Genomic DNA, 14,491 nt, shown 5'->3' with positions numbered 1-14,491 from the left:
CTCTGCGATGCGATGAAGAGGGAAAAAAGGGGGGCGGGACTCGGCGTCATGCCACGGTCAGGACGATCTTTCCTGTGGTGCGACCGGCTTCTCCGAGCTCGTGGGCCCTGGCTACGTCCTCCAGGGGAAGCACCGCCTCGACTTCGACCTTCAGTCGGCCGCTGTCGACCAGGGACGCGATCTGACGCAGTCCGGCCTGGTCGGGCTCGACGAGCAGGAACACGGCGCGCACCCCGGCCGCTCGGGCCTGTTCGGCGGGGAACGTCGCGTCCAGCGGCAGGATCGAGACCAGCGTGCCGCCGGGCCGCAGGGTGCGCAGGGAGCGGGCCCAGTAGGCGCCGCCGATGGTGTCGAGGACGACGTCGACGTCGCGTACGACCTCCACGAAGTCCTGGCGGGTGTAGTCGACGAGTTCGTCGGCGCCGAGACCGCGCAGGAACGCGTGCTTGGCCTCGCGGGCGGTGCCGATGACGTGCGCGCCGCGTGACTTCGCGATCTGCACAGCGAGATGGCCGACCCCGCCGGCTGCGGCGTGGATCAGTACGCGCTGGCCGGGCTGGATGTCGGCGGTGTCGACCAGGGCCTGCCAAGCGGTGAGGGCGGCCAGCGGAACGGCCGCCGCCTGGATGTGGTCGAGCTGTTCGGGGCGGTGGACGAAGTGCCGGGCCGGGGCCGTGACGTACTCGGCGTAGGCGCCGGCGGGGTGCGGGAACCGCGGCATCCCGAACACCTGGTCGCCGGGCTGGAAGACGGTGACGCCGAGGCCGACGGACTCGACGACACCGGAGACGTCGAAACCCAGGGTGAACGGGGTCTTGGCCCCCGTGGAGAACACGCCTCGGGCCCGGGTCTTCCAGTCCGTCGGGTTGACTCCGGCTGCGTGGACGCGGACCAGGATCTCGGTCGGGCCGGGACTGGGCCTCTCGGTCTCGACGACCTTGAGTACCTCCGGGCCACCGGGCCGGTCCTGGCAGATGGCCCGCATTTTCAAGGGCGCCTCGTGGGTCATGGTGATGGCCTTCACAGGGGTGGGATCGGATGGTTCGTGCCGGTTCATCTGGGCACAGTCCAAGGCTGCCGGGCACGGGAAGGCCCAGGTAGTGGCCCGATGGTCAACACCTGAAAGGATCGGGTCATGCACCGCATCGGAGTTCTGGCCCTCGACGGGGTCGTCCCCTTCGAACTGGGCATCCCCGCCCGTATCTTCGGAGCGGCCCGCGACCTGACGGGGAACGCCCTCTACTCCGTGACCACGTGCAGCCTGGACGGCCGTCCGGTACGGGCAGAGGCCGACTACGAACTCTCCGTCGCACACGATGCGTCCGTGCTGGCCACCGTCGACACGGTGGTCATCCCGCCCTCCCACAGCCTGGGTCCGATCCGCGAGGAGGGCCGGCTCCCGGACGCGCTGCGAAGGGCTCTGGCCGCCGTGCGGCCCGGTACCCGGATGGTGGCGATCTGCACCGGCAGCTTCGTTCTGGCCGCGGCGGGCCTCCTCGATCACCGTCCCGCCACCACTCACTGGCGTGAGGCCGAGCGGCTGCAGCGGATGTTCACCCGGGTCCGAGTCGACCCCGACGTGCTGTTCGTCGACGACGGCGACGTCCTGACCTCGGCGGGCGTGGCCGCCGGCGTCGATCTGTGCCTTCACATCGTCCGACGCGACCACGGCAGTGAGGTCGCCAACGAAGTGGCGCGCGCCTGCGTCGTCCCGCCCTGGCGCGACGGCGGCCAGGCACAGTACATCCGCCGGCCCGTACCTGCCCCCACCGACAACGGCACGGCCCCCACCCGGTCCTGGGTCCTGGAGCGGCTTGCCGAACCCGTGACGCTGGCCGACATGGCCGCCCACGCCAAGGTCAGCGTACGTACCTTCACCCGCCGCTTCCGTGACGAAGTCGGCGCGAGCCCCGGTCAGTGGCTCGTACAGCAGCGGATCGAGCGGGCGCGGCACCTGCTGGAGACCACCGACTGGCCGATCGACACGGTGGCCGACCGCGCGGGCCTCGGCAGCGGCACCTCGCTGCGCCAGCACCTCCACGCCGCCATCGGCGTCGCTCCCCAGGCATACCGCCGCACCTTCCGCGCCGTGGGCCCGGATGTCCGACCGTAGGGGTTACCCGCTCCCACGGGCCGTCGATCGCCTATGCGCGTGAGTCAGCGACGCATCCGATCAACGACCCGATGGTCCAAGCGAATCGGCCTGCCCGCACGGGGGCGCGTGTGTGGCGCAGGTCAATCCCGACGAGAGCCGTTAGCCTCGCTGTTTCACTTGAGGTACGGCTGAGGGTCGGCCGGAAACGCGAAAGTGCCTTCCTGACCTGGGACGATGAACCTTGCTGAGGGGTTCTGTCGGTCCAAGCGGAGGGCACTTTCTACGTGCAGGCTATCTTGCGTCCCAGGGTTCATGTCAGTGCAGATGGTTCGGGGGTGGTCGGTCATGCCGGGGCACGGTTGCTGGCGGATCTTGCCGATGTCACGGGGCTGACCGCCGCGTACTCCACCGTGCTCCGGCCGCTTCGCCCGCGCGGGACCGGACATGATCCGGGCCGGATCGCCACCGATCTCGCGGTGATGCTCGCCGATGGCGGCGAGGCCATCACAGATCTGGCCGTACTGCGGGACCAGCACGAGGTGTTCGGCCCGGTCGCCTCGACACCGACGACCTGGCGGCTGCTCGCTGACGTTGACGAGCGGGCACTGGCTTCTCTGCGCTCGGCCCGCTCATCGGCTCGCGAGGTCGCCTGGCTGCAGGCCGCCGAGCGCGGTGAGGGCATACCCGCTGTCCGGGCGGCAGGGCAGGAACTGCCCGGTCTGGTGCTGGACCTCGACGCCACGCTGGTGGCCTGCCACTCCGAGAAGGAAGCGGCCGCACCCACCTACAAGGGCGGTTTCGGGTTCCACCCGCTGGTGTGCTTCCTGGCCAACACCGGCGAGGCGCTGTCCGGGCGGCTGCGGCCGGGGAACGCCGGCGCCAACACCGCCGCGGATCACATCCTGGTGCTTGACCAGGCCCTCGCGCAGATCCCCGACGCCCACCGGCACGGCACCGACATCCTGATCCGCACTGACAGCGCCGGTTCCGCGAAAGCCTTCCTCGCTCACGTCCGTGACATGCGGATGAGTGGAGTCCGTACCTTCTTCTCGGTCGGACACGCCGTCACCGAGCCAGTCCGCCGCGCGATCCGGACCCTGCCCGACCACCTCTGGCATCCCGCACTGGACCAGGACGGGACACTGCGTGCCGGCGCCGAGGTCGCCGAGCTGACCGGCATGGTCGATCTTGCCGCCTATCCGGACGGAACCCGCATCATCGTGCGCCGCGAGCGCCCGCACCCCGGAGCCCAGCTGTCTCTGTTCGATCAGGACGAGGGCCTGCGGCACCAGGTGTTCCTCACCGACACCCCATACTCCGGTGGTGGGTCCGCCCAGTTCCTGGAGGTCCGCCACCGCGGGCATGCCACCGTCGAAGACCACATCCGGTGCGGCAAGAACACCGGCCTCGGCCGCTCCCCCTCCCGCCACTTCGCGATCAACTCGGTCTGGCTCGAACTCAGCCTCGCGGCGATCGACCTGCTGGCCTGGATGCGCGTCCTGCTGCTGGACGGGGAGCTGGCGGCTGCCGAGCCGAAGAAGCTCCGCTACCGGCTGCTGCACGTCGCCGCCCGCCTCACCCGGGGTGGCCGGCGTCTGCGCTTGCGGATATCAGCGACCTGGCCCTGGAGACACGAACTGGCCACGGCCTTCCATCGCCTCGCCGCACTGCCCCGTCCCGCCGGCTGACCAGTGAACCCCTGACCACCCACGACCCGAAAGGCCTTGGAGAACCCGACCCCCGCGCCGGGATTCCACCATGCCCAAGCAACGAAGCCACCTGGCAACAGCCGATCAGCGACGTCTCCTCACCCCAACCGAAACGCCGAGGTTAGCTCACCGAATTGGCAGAGCCGCCCAGGCCCAGGGCATCGACGCCAACCAGCTGCGGTCGTGGCTCACTACCCTTCACCTCGACGCCTGGCGCAGCGAATTCGCGGCCACTCCCTTCGAAACGACCGAACTGTTGGAGTACGTCCGCAAGCGCCGACCCAGCATGATCGGCAGACTCCTCGAGGACGGCAACATCTCCCTGGAGGTCACCACCAGCAGCGAGGTGCCTGCCAACTCGGTGCCCGTTCAGCTCCGATTCACCGAAGGCCCCGCACCCGCGGCCCTGATCCTCGCATCCGGCGAGAACACCCTCGCCGTGATCCCAGCTGACGTCTATCCGGACGTCACCAGCGTCATCGACAGCGGTATCGACACCGACGCGACTCTCATCGGGAACTTGCTCACCCTCCGTCTGCCAACCTCCGATTGACACAGGCTCGGCGGCCGCAACATGAACGCGCCGCCCGCGCTGAGACCGCCCACGCACCTGCCTTCCGGGCACGTCCGTCTCCGGTGTCAGAACCGGAAACGGCACTGCCTTCCAACTGCGTTCCAGTTCATGCAGTCCTCGCTCAACGGATTGTCATGGCCGACGTGCAGCACGCCATCGAACGCTGGACAGTACCGGGCACGCCGCTCCGCCGCTGGACGTGAAGATCGCCTTCCCCCAAGAAGCTAGGACGAGTTCGACCAGCTGACGGCTCAAGCGGGCCGCGGGACACGAGACGCAGGCGCGGACGTTCGATATCCATCGCCGCGCGCCGCTGCCGTCTCGGTCGTAGCATGTGGAGAGTGACGACGATGCACCGCATCGCGGCGGTCTTTGGGGCCCGGCAGGGAAGCGGCTATCTCCTTACCCCGCGGCTCGTTCTCACCGCCGGCCACCTAATCCGCGAGGGTTGCAACGATCAACTTGCCATGACAAAGATGCCGATGAAGAGAGCCATGTAGAGCAGCAGGACTGCAGCCGCTACGGCCGCCACGATGAGGACGGCCTTCATCACTTTGCCGACGGGCCGATGGGCGCGGGCGGGTCCCGCAGGGACTTGGGGATAACGCTCGAGCTCACTCATGGAGCCATCCTGTTGATCGCGGCGGCGCCAGGCTACCCGTAGACGTACTCATGTGCGAGGTCACCTCCACACGCCCCGACGCGACTGGCCAGGTAGGAATCGGAATGGCCATCTACCGGTCGGCGTCACACTACCTCTCTCGCGGTTGCCTCGAAGCAGGCGAATAGAACATGACAGAACGCGCGAAAACCTGTCAAGAGCTGTTTATCCCGGGCGAGTTAGACTGCTTCCGCTAGATCCGCCCCCGCGTATGCGACGGGGAATTCACCCGCTCGGGCGCCAGATGCGACCGCTGACGCAGAAGGCACGACGGCGGGCCGCACAGATCTGTGCGGCCCGCCGTGTCGCTCTGTTCGGGTGGGATCTCCTGGCCTACGAAGTCCCGGGCGGATTGGGGGCAGATGAGGCCGTGCGCCCGGCGGACCAGTTGCCCAGGCGCCGCCATGGACGGGTCCGTCCGAGCAGATAGCCGGGCGCGAGGGCTGCAGCCGCGGCGAGGATGGTCACGTCGTTGCCTGTCACGTCCAGCGCATCCCGAGGGCCGACAGCTCCTCCACCCGCTCGGGCGACAGCTTGGCGGCCTTCACCCGCTGCTGGCTGACCCAGGCGCCCAGCCGCACGGTCTCCCCGTCGATGTTCTCGGTGTGGCTGCGGGGGACCTCCAGGTGCCCCTCGCGCTCCTGGTACTGGCTGGCGGCGGCCAGGTTCTGAGCCCACATCTCAGCCCGGGTGCGCTTGGCCGGCGCGACCGTGACGCCCAGCACGCTCGTGAGCATCCACTGCTGAGTCGCGGTCAGCTTGGCGAAGCCGGCGCGCTGGGCGGCGGCCCACTTGCCCAGGTCCTCGCCTTCCGCGATAGCCACACCGGCCTTGTCAGGCAACGTGCCGCCAGCCTTGGTGTGGAGCCAGGCAAGGCGGAAGGCGCGCTGCCAGTCGATACTCCACGTCGGGCACCAGCCGGGGTCGATGTCCTCCAGCGCATGCCTGCGCTCGTCGGGGAGGGGAGCAGTGCCGCCCTCCGGCTCGGGCAGTCCCTTGGCGCGGCAGCGTTCGAGCTCGGCGGCCCGTCGTGGAGCTGCCCGCTGGTTCTTCAGCCAGCGTCCCACCGGGTACTCGCCGACGACGGCGTCCACCGGTGCGGCCAGGCCGACTTCGTGTTCGTCGGCCCAGGCGGCCGCTGCGGCCAGGCCCTCTTCGAAGCCGGCGTCGAAGTGCGACCAGACCATGCCGAGGGCCTGGAGCTGGGCGGTGCGCTTGGCGTCCAAGCGGTCGGCGTTGTAGTGCCGGCGGCAGTCGGTGACCCAAACACCCAGCGGAGTCGGCGGGGGTGCGGTAGCCGTACGGCACGCGCAGGTCCTGGTGCTCCTTGGCGTAGCGCTGGGCGGCCTGGATGCCGCGCCGCCAGTGCACCCGCTCAGGGTTGAGGACCCACAGCTTGATGAACGCTGCCAGCTGGCGCGCGTCGCGCGGGGCGGATAACCGCAGCAGGTCCTTCGCGGGCCGGCTGACCGTCGCCGCTTTCTCGCCATCGGCCTCCTGGTCCAGGTCCTCGTCCCAGTCGCGGGTTTCGTCGCGGGGCTCGGGAACGCGGGTGCGCGAGGTGCTGGGCTCGGTCAGCTTCTCGATGCGGGCGTCGTGTGCGCGCAGCGCGGACAGCAGCTTGGCCAGCCCGTTGTACGCGGGGGAGGTGAGCATGGCGTCCGGCGCCTCGCCGGGGGCGAGGAAGGCCGGTACCACCAGGGTGGCGATCTTGCCTTCGCCCGGGTGCATACGCAGGGCGCGGCCTACGGCCTGGACCAGGTCGGGCATCGAGCCGCGGACATCCGCGAAGACGACGGCGTCGCATTCGCGGGTGTCGACTCCCTCGCCGAGCACCTTCACCGAGGCGACCAGCGACAGCGCGGCCTCCGTGCCGTTGTCGCTCGCGCCGACGGCGAACTGGCCGAGCACGCGCCGCCGGTGGGCCGGCTTGTGCTCACCGTGCAGCCACTCGGCCCACACCTCGCTCTCTGCGGGGTACAGGCCGTCGTCCTCGGCGTACAGCTCGCCCGCCTTGCCCGGCAGTTGGGCAAAGGCCTCGGCCTCGGCGACCCGTTGGTGGAAGGAGAGAACCCGCTTGAGCTCTTCCTTCGCCGACACCTTCGGTGTCGCGGCCTGCAGCGCACCCAGACGCTTGCCGCGGACCTCTTCGCTGCCGTCGCCGGCGGTGCGCAGCGCGCTGTTCAGCGCCGGGTCCCGCACGTCGGCAGCACCCCCGCCTCCAGTGCTAAACCAGCACCATGTAGGCCTGCGCGCCGCCCTTGCCCGGGCTGGGCTGGGAGGTAATCCGCACGCCTTGTATCTCAGGTCCATCATCCAGGGGGTGGTGCCGTTCCTGGTGGGCCCGGTTCATCATGGTTGGGTGCGGCCCGCACGCTTGGGGTGAGAGGGGAGTGGCGATGGCCCGGATGGTCAGCAGGCAGGACCTCGACGTGGAGGTGGACTTCTACGGCTGGTGCCTGCAGGACGTGGACGACTCGATGGTGCCCGTATCTTTTCCCGAGGGCTTCGAGCCGGGAGCGTTCCTGACCGGGCATGAGGGCCGGCTCGACTTCGCCAGTGCCGGCCACACCCACACCGCGGCGCTGGCAGCGGAGGTATGGGACGGCGCACCTGCGGCAGCCGGGCGCGGGGATGGCTGGGACGAGGTGGCCGAGAGCCGGATCTCGTGCTCCTCGGGGCAGCTGGCCGTGTGGGCGGTCGCAGCCGGCCCGATGCCGGCGTATGTGCAGCTGTCCGACCATAGCGCCGGATGGCGGGTACGGGCCCACTGCCGAGGCCGCGAGGCTGTTCGCGAGCTCGCCCGCGAGGGCGTCCCCGAGGGCGTGGAGCGCTACCTGGTCCAGTTCTGGCCCGACGACGCGTGAAAGAGGGGGAGGAGCCGGACGGCTCCTCCCCCCTTAATCTCAACCGGTCAGGAGCTGATCTTGACGAGGAAGCCGTCCTCCGGGCCGTCGATGATTCTGTTCCTTGTCAGGAACTGGCCGAGCATCCGGCCCGCGTTCTGGTTCTGCGTGGAGTCAACCGGTAGTACGGAGAAGTTCAGCTTCTCCGCGTGCGGGTCGTGGTCCGCCTGCGCGGCTCCCTCGTAGGTCGTTGCGAAGGGGTACTCGTCGCAGTCCTTGCCACCCTGGGTGTAGTCCGGGCCGAAGTATCTGCGGCAGTTGCTGAGCGCCTTGGCTCGGTTGTCCTTGCGGCGCTGCGCATCAAGGTAGAGGCGGTGCAGGGGTGCGTCGACGCTCTGTCCGGGGATCCTCTTGTCGCCGTTGGGCGGCTGCGTCGCTTTCGGGGTGGTGAACGCCTTCTTGATGTGGGCAGCCGCTCCGCGCTCGGGAGCGGTTGCCTTCGTGCTGTAGTGCAGCGTCGCGAGGTAGCTGAAGGATGCGCTGCCCTTGTTCGCGGGGGTGCTGCCGCCAGTGGGGTTGTTGAGGTACTTCGCGGCGTCCCAACGCGGCGCGAGCATAAACGGCTTGCCGATGCTGGGGGCGCCGATCCAGCCGGGCACGGCTGACGCGGTGATCACCGGCTGGTAAACGGCGAAGACGACATCGGCGGCGCCGGCACCTGTGCCCTGCCCCGGCGCGTAGCGCACCGTGTGGATGAAGTGGGCCGAAGGCATGGCCCGAAGCGCGTCAAAGCTCTTCGTCACGGGCAGGTTGCCGCCCTGCGTCTTCCGTGCGGAGGCCGGCCACACCTTGGGGATGGTGCCTTCGATCCTGTACATCTCCCGATCTGTGGGAATCGCGCCCACTTTCTTGAAACCGACCACGTCGTAGTCGAACTTCATCGTCCGGTCGGCTTCCTTGGGCACGGTGCCCCGGATGAACACCTTCGTCTCGCTGGTTCCCACCGGCGCGCCGTTCCTGCTCCATGTGGAGGTCATGCGGATGCCGGTGCAGACGGCGAAGCGTGACTTCACGTAGAACTTCTCGCCGCCAGGCCGGTCGATCTTCGCCTGGCACTCGGCGAGCGAGATCGACCGGGCCGGAGCGGGATATGAGACCGCTGCGGGCGCTGCCCTCTGCGCGCGAGAAACAGCGGGAGTCGCCGCGGCAGAGGCGGTTGCGGCGCGCGGCGCGTAGCCGGCCACGGGGCCCACCGTTTCCAGCGCCGTCATCCCGCCGCTCACCAGTTCGGCCTTCTCGCCGAGCACACCTATGGCGTCAGCCGTGACCGGCCCCTCCAGTTCGGCGATGCCGAGTGGCAGGACATAGGACACCCGCTCAAGGTCACCGTGGTCCTCGGCTGAAGCCGCTGGTGTCATCGCGGCCATCAGGACTGCTGTCGCGGCCAACGCCCCGTCGCGCAGCCGCCGCATACTCATACGCAATGTGCCCCCCCTGTTTGGTGGCCCCACCTATCAGCGGGTCAGGCTGATCAAGGCCAGTTCAGGAGAAGGCTCCCATCCCAAATATGAACGCACGAACGGATTTTGGGAACTGGCGGAAAACCGGATGCCCTCCCGTCCGATCCCCACGCCAACACCCGTGCACTTCACGCGGTACGTAGCCTCGATCACCGTCATCGTCTGGCCGTCCAAGCCGGAGAAAGCCCACCGCTGGTCCAGGGAGGCCATCACGTGCGGACGGTTTCCTCATCGGCTGCGGTGACATCCGGCAGCGCCAGGCCGGGATCCTGGACGTGCTGCTCGTCGACTTCCGAACACCCGCGAAGACGCCAGCGCCGCATTCACGGATGTCGACTCCCTCGCCGAGGACCTTCACGAACGCGACCAGCGACAGCACGGCCTCGTCGCCGGTCTCGGTCTCGCCAGCAGCGAACTGGCCGAGCACGCGCCGCCGGTGGGCGCGCCTTGCACTCGCCGTGCAGAGGTGTGAGTCGCGGATTAGGTGAGGGGAGTGGCGCGGACGCGACGGCTGGCCCGGTTCCCAGGGTGGGCATTGTTCCCGCGACGTGCCGTCACAACGTAGACAGAGGAGTACAAGTGGGCGACATCCGGCAGGGGATAGCCAACGAGGTCACCGGCCTGCAACGCAACATCTCCGCCGCGCTGAGAAAGCTCGAGGGGTAGCCAACACGTTGAAGCCGAAGGGGCGGTATTTCGTGTGCAGGTTGAAGCGGCGGGGCGGCATCGCCCGTCAGGTGTTGGAGCTCTTGGGCTGGTGGCGCGTTGGTGGGGATAGGCTGCCGGGGTGGCTGGTGATGAGACCGTTCGTGTGTCGGGCACCGTGTCGGTGGACCGGTCGATCTTCGGGTTGGATGAGCTGCGGCGGGAGGGCGAGGAGCCGCGTGCGTTCTGGACGGATCTGCCAATGGAGGGCCCGCCGTTGGTGGTGGGGGCCGGTGTTGCGAGGGTGCTGAGCAAGGCGCAGTCGCACGATGTCTCCGTTGCGGTGGAGGTGCGCTCCGGGCGGCCGGAGGGTCCCGGCGAGGGGTTCGAGCTGCTCGGCTCGTGGCGGTATCAGACGGGCAGCGGGGAGCAGATGGTCTGCACTATGGACGGTCCGGCGCTGACCTTCCGGTTGCGTGAGGACAGCGGCTATGTGCTGCAGGTGTGGTGCCGGGGCGGGGACACCGCGGCGGCACGGTTCGAGGAGCTGATGGGGCAGGTGTTCCCCATTACCGATCTGGAGGAGTATCTGTTCGTGTTCACGCCGGACGGTTAGACGCGCATCGGAGGGCTCCCGGGATCCGGGAGCCCTCCGATGTGTGGCCTGGGAGCTAGCGGACCGAGATGGCGTAGGCGTCGCCGTCGAGAATGCGGTCCTGGCCGTACCAGGCGCTGAGCCTGGCGCCCGCGGTGGAGTTGTCGGGCTGGGGAACGTAGCGGACGGAGAAGTTGCCGTCGCCCTTGCCGGCGCCCTCCTTCGTCGAAGCGAAGGGGAATTCGTCGCACTGCTGGCCCGGCTTGCTGGCGAGGCCGGCGCAGGCCCGGTCCTTGGCGGACCGGTTCTTCGCGGCGACGTCCGCGGAGGCGGCGTTGAAGCCGGGGAAGTTGCGGTGGATGGGCTGGTCACCGCTCCAGATGTTCCCGGGGATGTCCTTGTCGGTCTTCTGGGGGTAAGTCAGCTGCGGGGCATGGAGGGCATCGAAGACGTGCTCGGCGACGGCCTTGACCGATGCGTCCAACCGGCTGTAGTAGAAGCTCGGCATTACGCCCCAGAAGATGGCGCCCTGCGTGCCGTACTGGGCGAGATACGCGGCGGAGTCATGCCGTCCACCGATGGCGGGTCCCAGGCTCCACGGAGTCTCCCCACGGGGACTGTTGACCTTGTAGTTTGTCCGGGACTGGCAGTGGGCTGTCTTGTCGATCCGTGCCTGGTTTCCGGCACTTGCGGTGGAGGTCACGTTGTAGCGGGTCACCGCCCCTTTCCAGGCGAGAACGCTGTCGGTCCGGGAGGGGCCGTCCGGATTGACGACCCCGACGGTGCACGGTGTGCTTGCGGTCGGCGAGAGGGTCATCGTGGCGCCGGCGCCGGCATAGACGCCGGTCGCGGTCACATTGGTGTACTTGAGGTTGATGCCGTAGGTGCGCCGGTTTCTCGAGCCCTCGCCCACCTCGGTCTCCAGGAATCGGACCTGGCCTTCCACCTGACCGCTCCCATTGAGCTTGGTCGCGGTGTTGTAGCCCCAGCGACAGAAGTTGAAGTGGTCGACGACGTGCCCGGGCAGCCTGCCGCCCTGGGGGTCCGCGTTGCACTTCGCCCAGTCGATGATGCCGGGTGCGTTGACGAGTCTGGTGGCCGCGGCCGGCCCGGTACCGTCTGCGCTGTAGGTCTGCCCGTTCTTCCTTGCGATCTCGGCTGCCTTCTCTGCGGTCGTCGGCTCCGGCGCGGCCGGACCAGCGGTGAGCCCGCCGGTGACGTCGGCGGGCTCACCACTGCGGTCTGCGTAGTCGGAGTACCGGGCGCCCACCGGCACCAAGGGCGCGGCCTCGGCAGAGCGTGTCCAGATCACTTCACCCGCTCCCTGAGCACCGGCCGGCTGCGTGGCGGCCACGGCGTTGGGAGCGAGCAGTGTCGCCAGCACCCCCAGGGTGCCGACCGCCGCCCATGCCGTACGTCTCATCGTCATGTTCCCCCCAGTTGTCGCGCGCAAGGTGGTCGCCCATGTGCGTTAGGTGATCAACAGGGGGTGACGCTACCCAACAACCGTATAAATGTTCGGGACTTGAGGGGCATCTGTCTCAAAAGAGGCGCGGTCGCCAGGCAGGGAATCCTATGGCCCCATCGCGGAAATCTGTTAGGGGCATGACAGTGGCGCCGTTGCATACCCGGAACTTCCCCAGGCCACCCGCCCGGGGATCATGGAGCTGCTGGAAGTGGAGGGAAGAGTTCGCACTAGGTCCAATTGGCTGCATTCCGATGTCGGGCCCCAAGCCGTCGGCACCGGAGAAGCGGATCTCACGCTCGTCGGCCGTGTAGCCGTAGCGGAGGCCGGAGCGCATCTCCAGCCGGGTGACCCTGACGGGCTCGCCGGTCGGCGTCCGTCGATCCCCAGCGGGCCAGATGCGGCCGTCGGACTGCTTCACATAGACCTCGAAGGTAGCCGTGACGCCCTTCAGCGTCTGCCACTTGGGCTCGGCGACACGCTCGGTCTCCGCGGCCGGCTCCTCGCGCAGCTCGCCGATCGCGTCCGTGGCCTCGGTCAGGGTGTCGAAGAAGCCGACGATGTTCTTGCGGGTGCCGGCCTTCGGCGACCAGGCGGCGAAGCGGCCGCGGGTGGGGATGGCGCCCTGCTCGTCGAAGACGACGCCGAGGACGTCGGTGCCGCCGGCGGCGGGAAGGACCATGTGCTTGTTCGGGTCCAGCTCGTCGGCCTCGGTCCGGGTGCTGATGCGGGCCCTCCTATGCGAGGTTCTGCGCGGAACCTTTCCGCATACCCGGCCACCGGCTTCGACGAGGTGGTGCTGGCCTGCAAACCACACGGTGGCGAGGAGCGAGGCGGGATTGGGATCAGGCCCACTGTTCATCCCAAGGTCGTTAGAGTTGGCACATGCCGAACGCTGCCATAATCACCCTGGTCGCCCTAGCAGCCGCGGGCTGTGCAGTGTTGGCAACACTCTTGATCCTCCGTCGGCGTCGGTTCGACGTCATCACGGCGCCCGTAGACGGGAACCTTCAACCGAAGGCGCCGTTGGGCATGACCGGCATGGTGTCGGAGGAGTGGAGACCATCGCCCGTACCCGTCGTCGACTCCCAGGTCTTGGTCTTGCCGGGAACCAGCGACGATGAGGTGTACGCGTTCGGCGCGCGCGAGAATCTGGACGTGTTCGGCACGACGGTGATCCAGACGCCAATGCAGCTCGGATCATGGGCCACTCAGGCTAAGGCTGCCGTGGACGGCGTACAGGCGTACCAGCAGATGGTCGGATGCATCGTGCGGGTCGACCCGGAGATGGCGGGCGCTATTCGCGCGGGCCGTGCGGCGAAGGACAAGGCGGGAGAGGTCCTCGCCCTCGTTCGAAACAGCAAGGGCAGGTTCGAGCATGTTGCGCGCCTCAAGGGCGTAGGTGGGCTCGCCGCAGCAGCGTCGATGACGAACGCTCTCTCCGCGATGGCGCTCCAGGCTCAGCTCGATCGGATCGAGAAGCAGCTCACGACCATTTCCGAACAGGTGGGAAGCGTCCAGCGACAGCAGCTCCGCGAATGGAACTCGGAGGCTCGCGCCGCGCAGCTCCAACTTGCGGAGGTCTACCGAACCGCGAGGAGCGCCGAGACCCTCTCGGAGATGAACTGGCGACAGATCGAGTCGAGCGGGATTCTGCTCCGGCAACACCTGCTCCACGACATCGACAGACTTCGCGAGGCGATCACAACACTCGAGGACGTAGCGCGCGATCGAACTCTGCGAGGTCGTGAACGGAGATTGACCGACTCGGTTGAGGTCCTTCTCGCTTCGGGCGCAGCACTTGAGGACTCATCGCGGTCCTGGGTCCAGTTCTCCACTCTGCGGCTGTGGCGGATGACCGTTGTCGACGATCCAACGCTGGAGTCTTACCGCGAGGAGTTGGCGGCGTACATCGCCCGGCAGGCTACGACCCTCGACCCGCTGATCGCGCGGGCTGATGCCGCGATAAGCCAGGTCGCGGACTTCCGATGGTGGCATCTCGCGCGGAATCCGATCGCCGGTCGGCGACTGCCAGCCAAGGTCGAGGCTGCGTTGGTCGCGGTGAGAGGCGTCGACTGGGCACCACTTCGCCTGGAACAACCACACCGGAGGCTCGAAACTCCGCAGCGTGCCCTCGACGCCTCAGCCAGATAGGTCCGATAGCACAGTTGAACAAGCCCATCAGGCGACACCAACACCCCTCGTTCCTCAGTGCCGGCAACACGGCCGCCGCGATGCTCGCGGGCCTGACGGGAGCGGCGGTCAGTGCACCGGTGCTGCACAGGATGATCGGCCGCTGAACGAGTAGCAAGGAGAGACCCCGAGCCATGCGCATGCGGTCCGGGGCCTCCTGCTGAGAGCTTCCGGATACGGCGTCAGTA

Annotated in this window: 12 protein-coding genes and 1 pseudogene; 6 read left to right on the top strand and 7 right to left on the bottom strand. The window is 68.3% G+C overall.

What is annotated here, in order from left to right; all coding sequences use genetic code 11:
• Window positions 1-46: 46 nt before the first annotated feature.
• Complete coding sequence (locus tag SLUN_RS00990) at window positions 47-1,009, bottom strand: NADP-dependent oxidoreductase (protein ID WP_108154436.1); 963 nt, start codon at window positions 1,007-1,009, stop codon at window positions 47-49.
• A gap of 126 nt (window positions 1,010-1,135) precedes the next feature.
• On the opposite strand from SLUN_RS00990, the gene SLUN_RS00985 reads away from it, so the two are divergent.
• The 3 genes from SLUN_RS00985 (at window position 1,136) to SLUN_RS39170 (ending at window position 4,357) form a co-directional block, all read left to right on the top strand.
• Window positions 1,136-2,113: a GlxA family transcriptional regulator gene (locus tag SLUN_RS00985; protein WP_108146730.1), complete on the top strand. Its 978-nt coding sequence runs from the start codon at window positions 1,136-1,138 to the stop codon at window positions 2,111-2,113.
• 236 nt (window positions 2,114-2,349) lie between these two features.
• Window positions 2,350-3,783 carry an IS1380 family transposase gene (locus SLUN_RS00980; protein WP_108146729.1) on the top strand — a complete coding sequence of 478 codons (1,434 nt, stop codon included), beginning with the start codon at window positions 2,350-2,352 and terminating at the stop codon, window positions 3,781-3,783.
• A gap of 70 nt (window positions 3,784-3,853) precedes the next feature.
• Entirely contained in the window at window positions 3,854-4,357 is a 504-nt protein-coding gene (locus SLUN_RS39170) for a hypothetical protein (protein ID WP_159100111.1), read from the top strand.
• Between the two features lie 478 nt (window positions 4,358-4,835).
• On the opposite strand, the gene SLUN_RS39165 is transcribed toward SLUN_RS39170, so the two are convergent.
• The 3 genes and pseudogenes from SLUN_RS39165 to SLUN_RS40645 all read right to left on the bottom strand — a co-directional run.
• Window positions 4,836-5,000, bottom strand: a complete 165-nt coding sequence (locus SLUN_RS39165) for a hypothetical protein (protein WP_159100110.1) — start codon at window positions 4,998-5,000, stop codon at window positions 4,836-4,838.
• Window positions 5,001-5,518: 518 nt separating this feature from the next.
• Window positions 5,519-6,529, bottom strand: coding sequence for a helicase associated domain-containing protein (locus SLUN_RS42665; protein WP_503461795.1), 1,011 nt, complete (start codon window positions 6,527-6,529; stop codon window positions 5,519-5,521).
• A 298-nt stretch (window positions 6,530-6,827) separates the two neighbouring features.
• Window positions 6,828-7,352: pseudogene (locus tag SLUN_RS40645) on the bottom strand (hypothetical protein); the annotation flags it as partial.
• Between the two features lie 86 nt (window positions 7,353-7,438).
• On the opposite strand from SLUN_RS40645, the gene SLUN_RS00965 reads away from it, so the two are divergent.
• The gene (locus tag SLUN_RS00965; RefSeq protein WP_108146727.1) at window positions 7,439-7,906 is read left to right on the top strand and encodes a hypothetical protein; all 468 of its coding nucleotides are present in this window, start codon (window positions 7,439-7,441) and stop codon (window positions 7,904-7,906) included.
• Window positions 7,907-7,953: 47 nt separating this feature from the next.
• Here SLUN_RS00965 and SLUN_RS40640 read toward each other — a convergent pair whose 3' ends face one another.
• A complete protein-coding gene (locus tag SLUN_RS40640; RefSeq protein ID WP_254710002.1) occupies window positions 7,954-9,363 on the bottom strand; it encodes a NucA/NucB deoxyribonuclease domain-containing protein in 1,410 nt (469 codons plus the stop codon).
• Between the two features lie 829 nt (window positions 9,364-10,192).
• Here SLUN_RS40640 and SLUN_RS00950 point away from each other — a divergent pair.
• Window positions 10,193-10,666 carry a Haze protective factor 1 gene (locus SLUN_RS00950; RefSeq protein WP_159100109.1) on the top strand — a complete coding sequence of 158 codons (474 nt, stop codon included), beginning with the start codon at window positions 10,193-10,195 and terminating at the stop codon, window positions 10,664-10,666.
• 55 nt (window positions 10,667-10,721) lie between these two features.
• Here SLUN_RS00950 and SLUN_RS00945 read toward each other — a convergent pair whose 3' ends face one another.
• Both SLUN_RS00945 and SLUN_RS00940 read right to left on the bottom strand, forming a co-directional pair.
• Window positions 10,722-12,068, bottom strand: coding sequence for a NucA/NucB deoxyribonuclease domain-containing protein (locus SLUN_RS00945; RefSeq protein ID WP_159100108.1), 1,347 nt, complete (start codon window positions 12,066-12,068; stop codon window positions 10,722-10,724).
• Between the two features lie 118 nt (window positions 12,069-12,186).
• On the bottom strand, window positions 12,187-12,972 hold the full coding sequence (locus SLUN_RS00940; RefSeq protein ID WP_159100107.1) for a hypothetical protein: 786 nt from the start codon (window positions 12,970-12,972) through the stop codon (window positions 12,187-12,189).
• A gap of 23 nt (window positions 12,973-12,995) precedes the next feature.
• On the opposite strand from SLUN_RS00940, the gene SLUN_RS00935 reads away from it, so the two are divergent.
• Window positions 12,996-14,264 (top strand): hypothetical protein, encoded by a 1,269-nt coding sequence (locus SLUN_RS00935; RefSeq protein ID WP_159100106.1) that lies wholly within the window; start codon window positions 12,996-12,998, stop codon window positions 14,262-14,264.
• Window positions 14,265-14,491: the final 227 nt, after the last annotated feature.

It is taken from the genome of Streptomyces lunaelactis (assembly GCF_003054555.1).
Lineage (GTDB): Bacteria > Actinomycetota > Actinomycetes > Streptomycetales > Streptomycetaceae > Streptomyces > Streptomyces lunaelactis.
The sequence above is the reverse complement of the archived record's forward strand: the minus strand, read 5'-3'. Positions and strand labels throughout refer to the sequence as shown.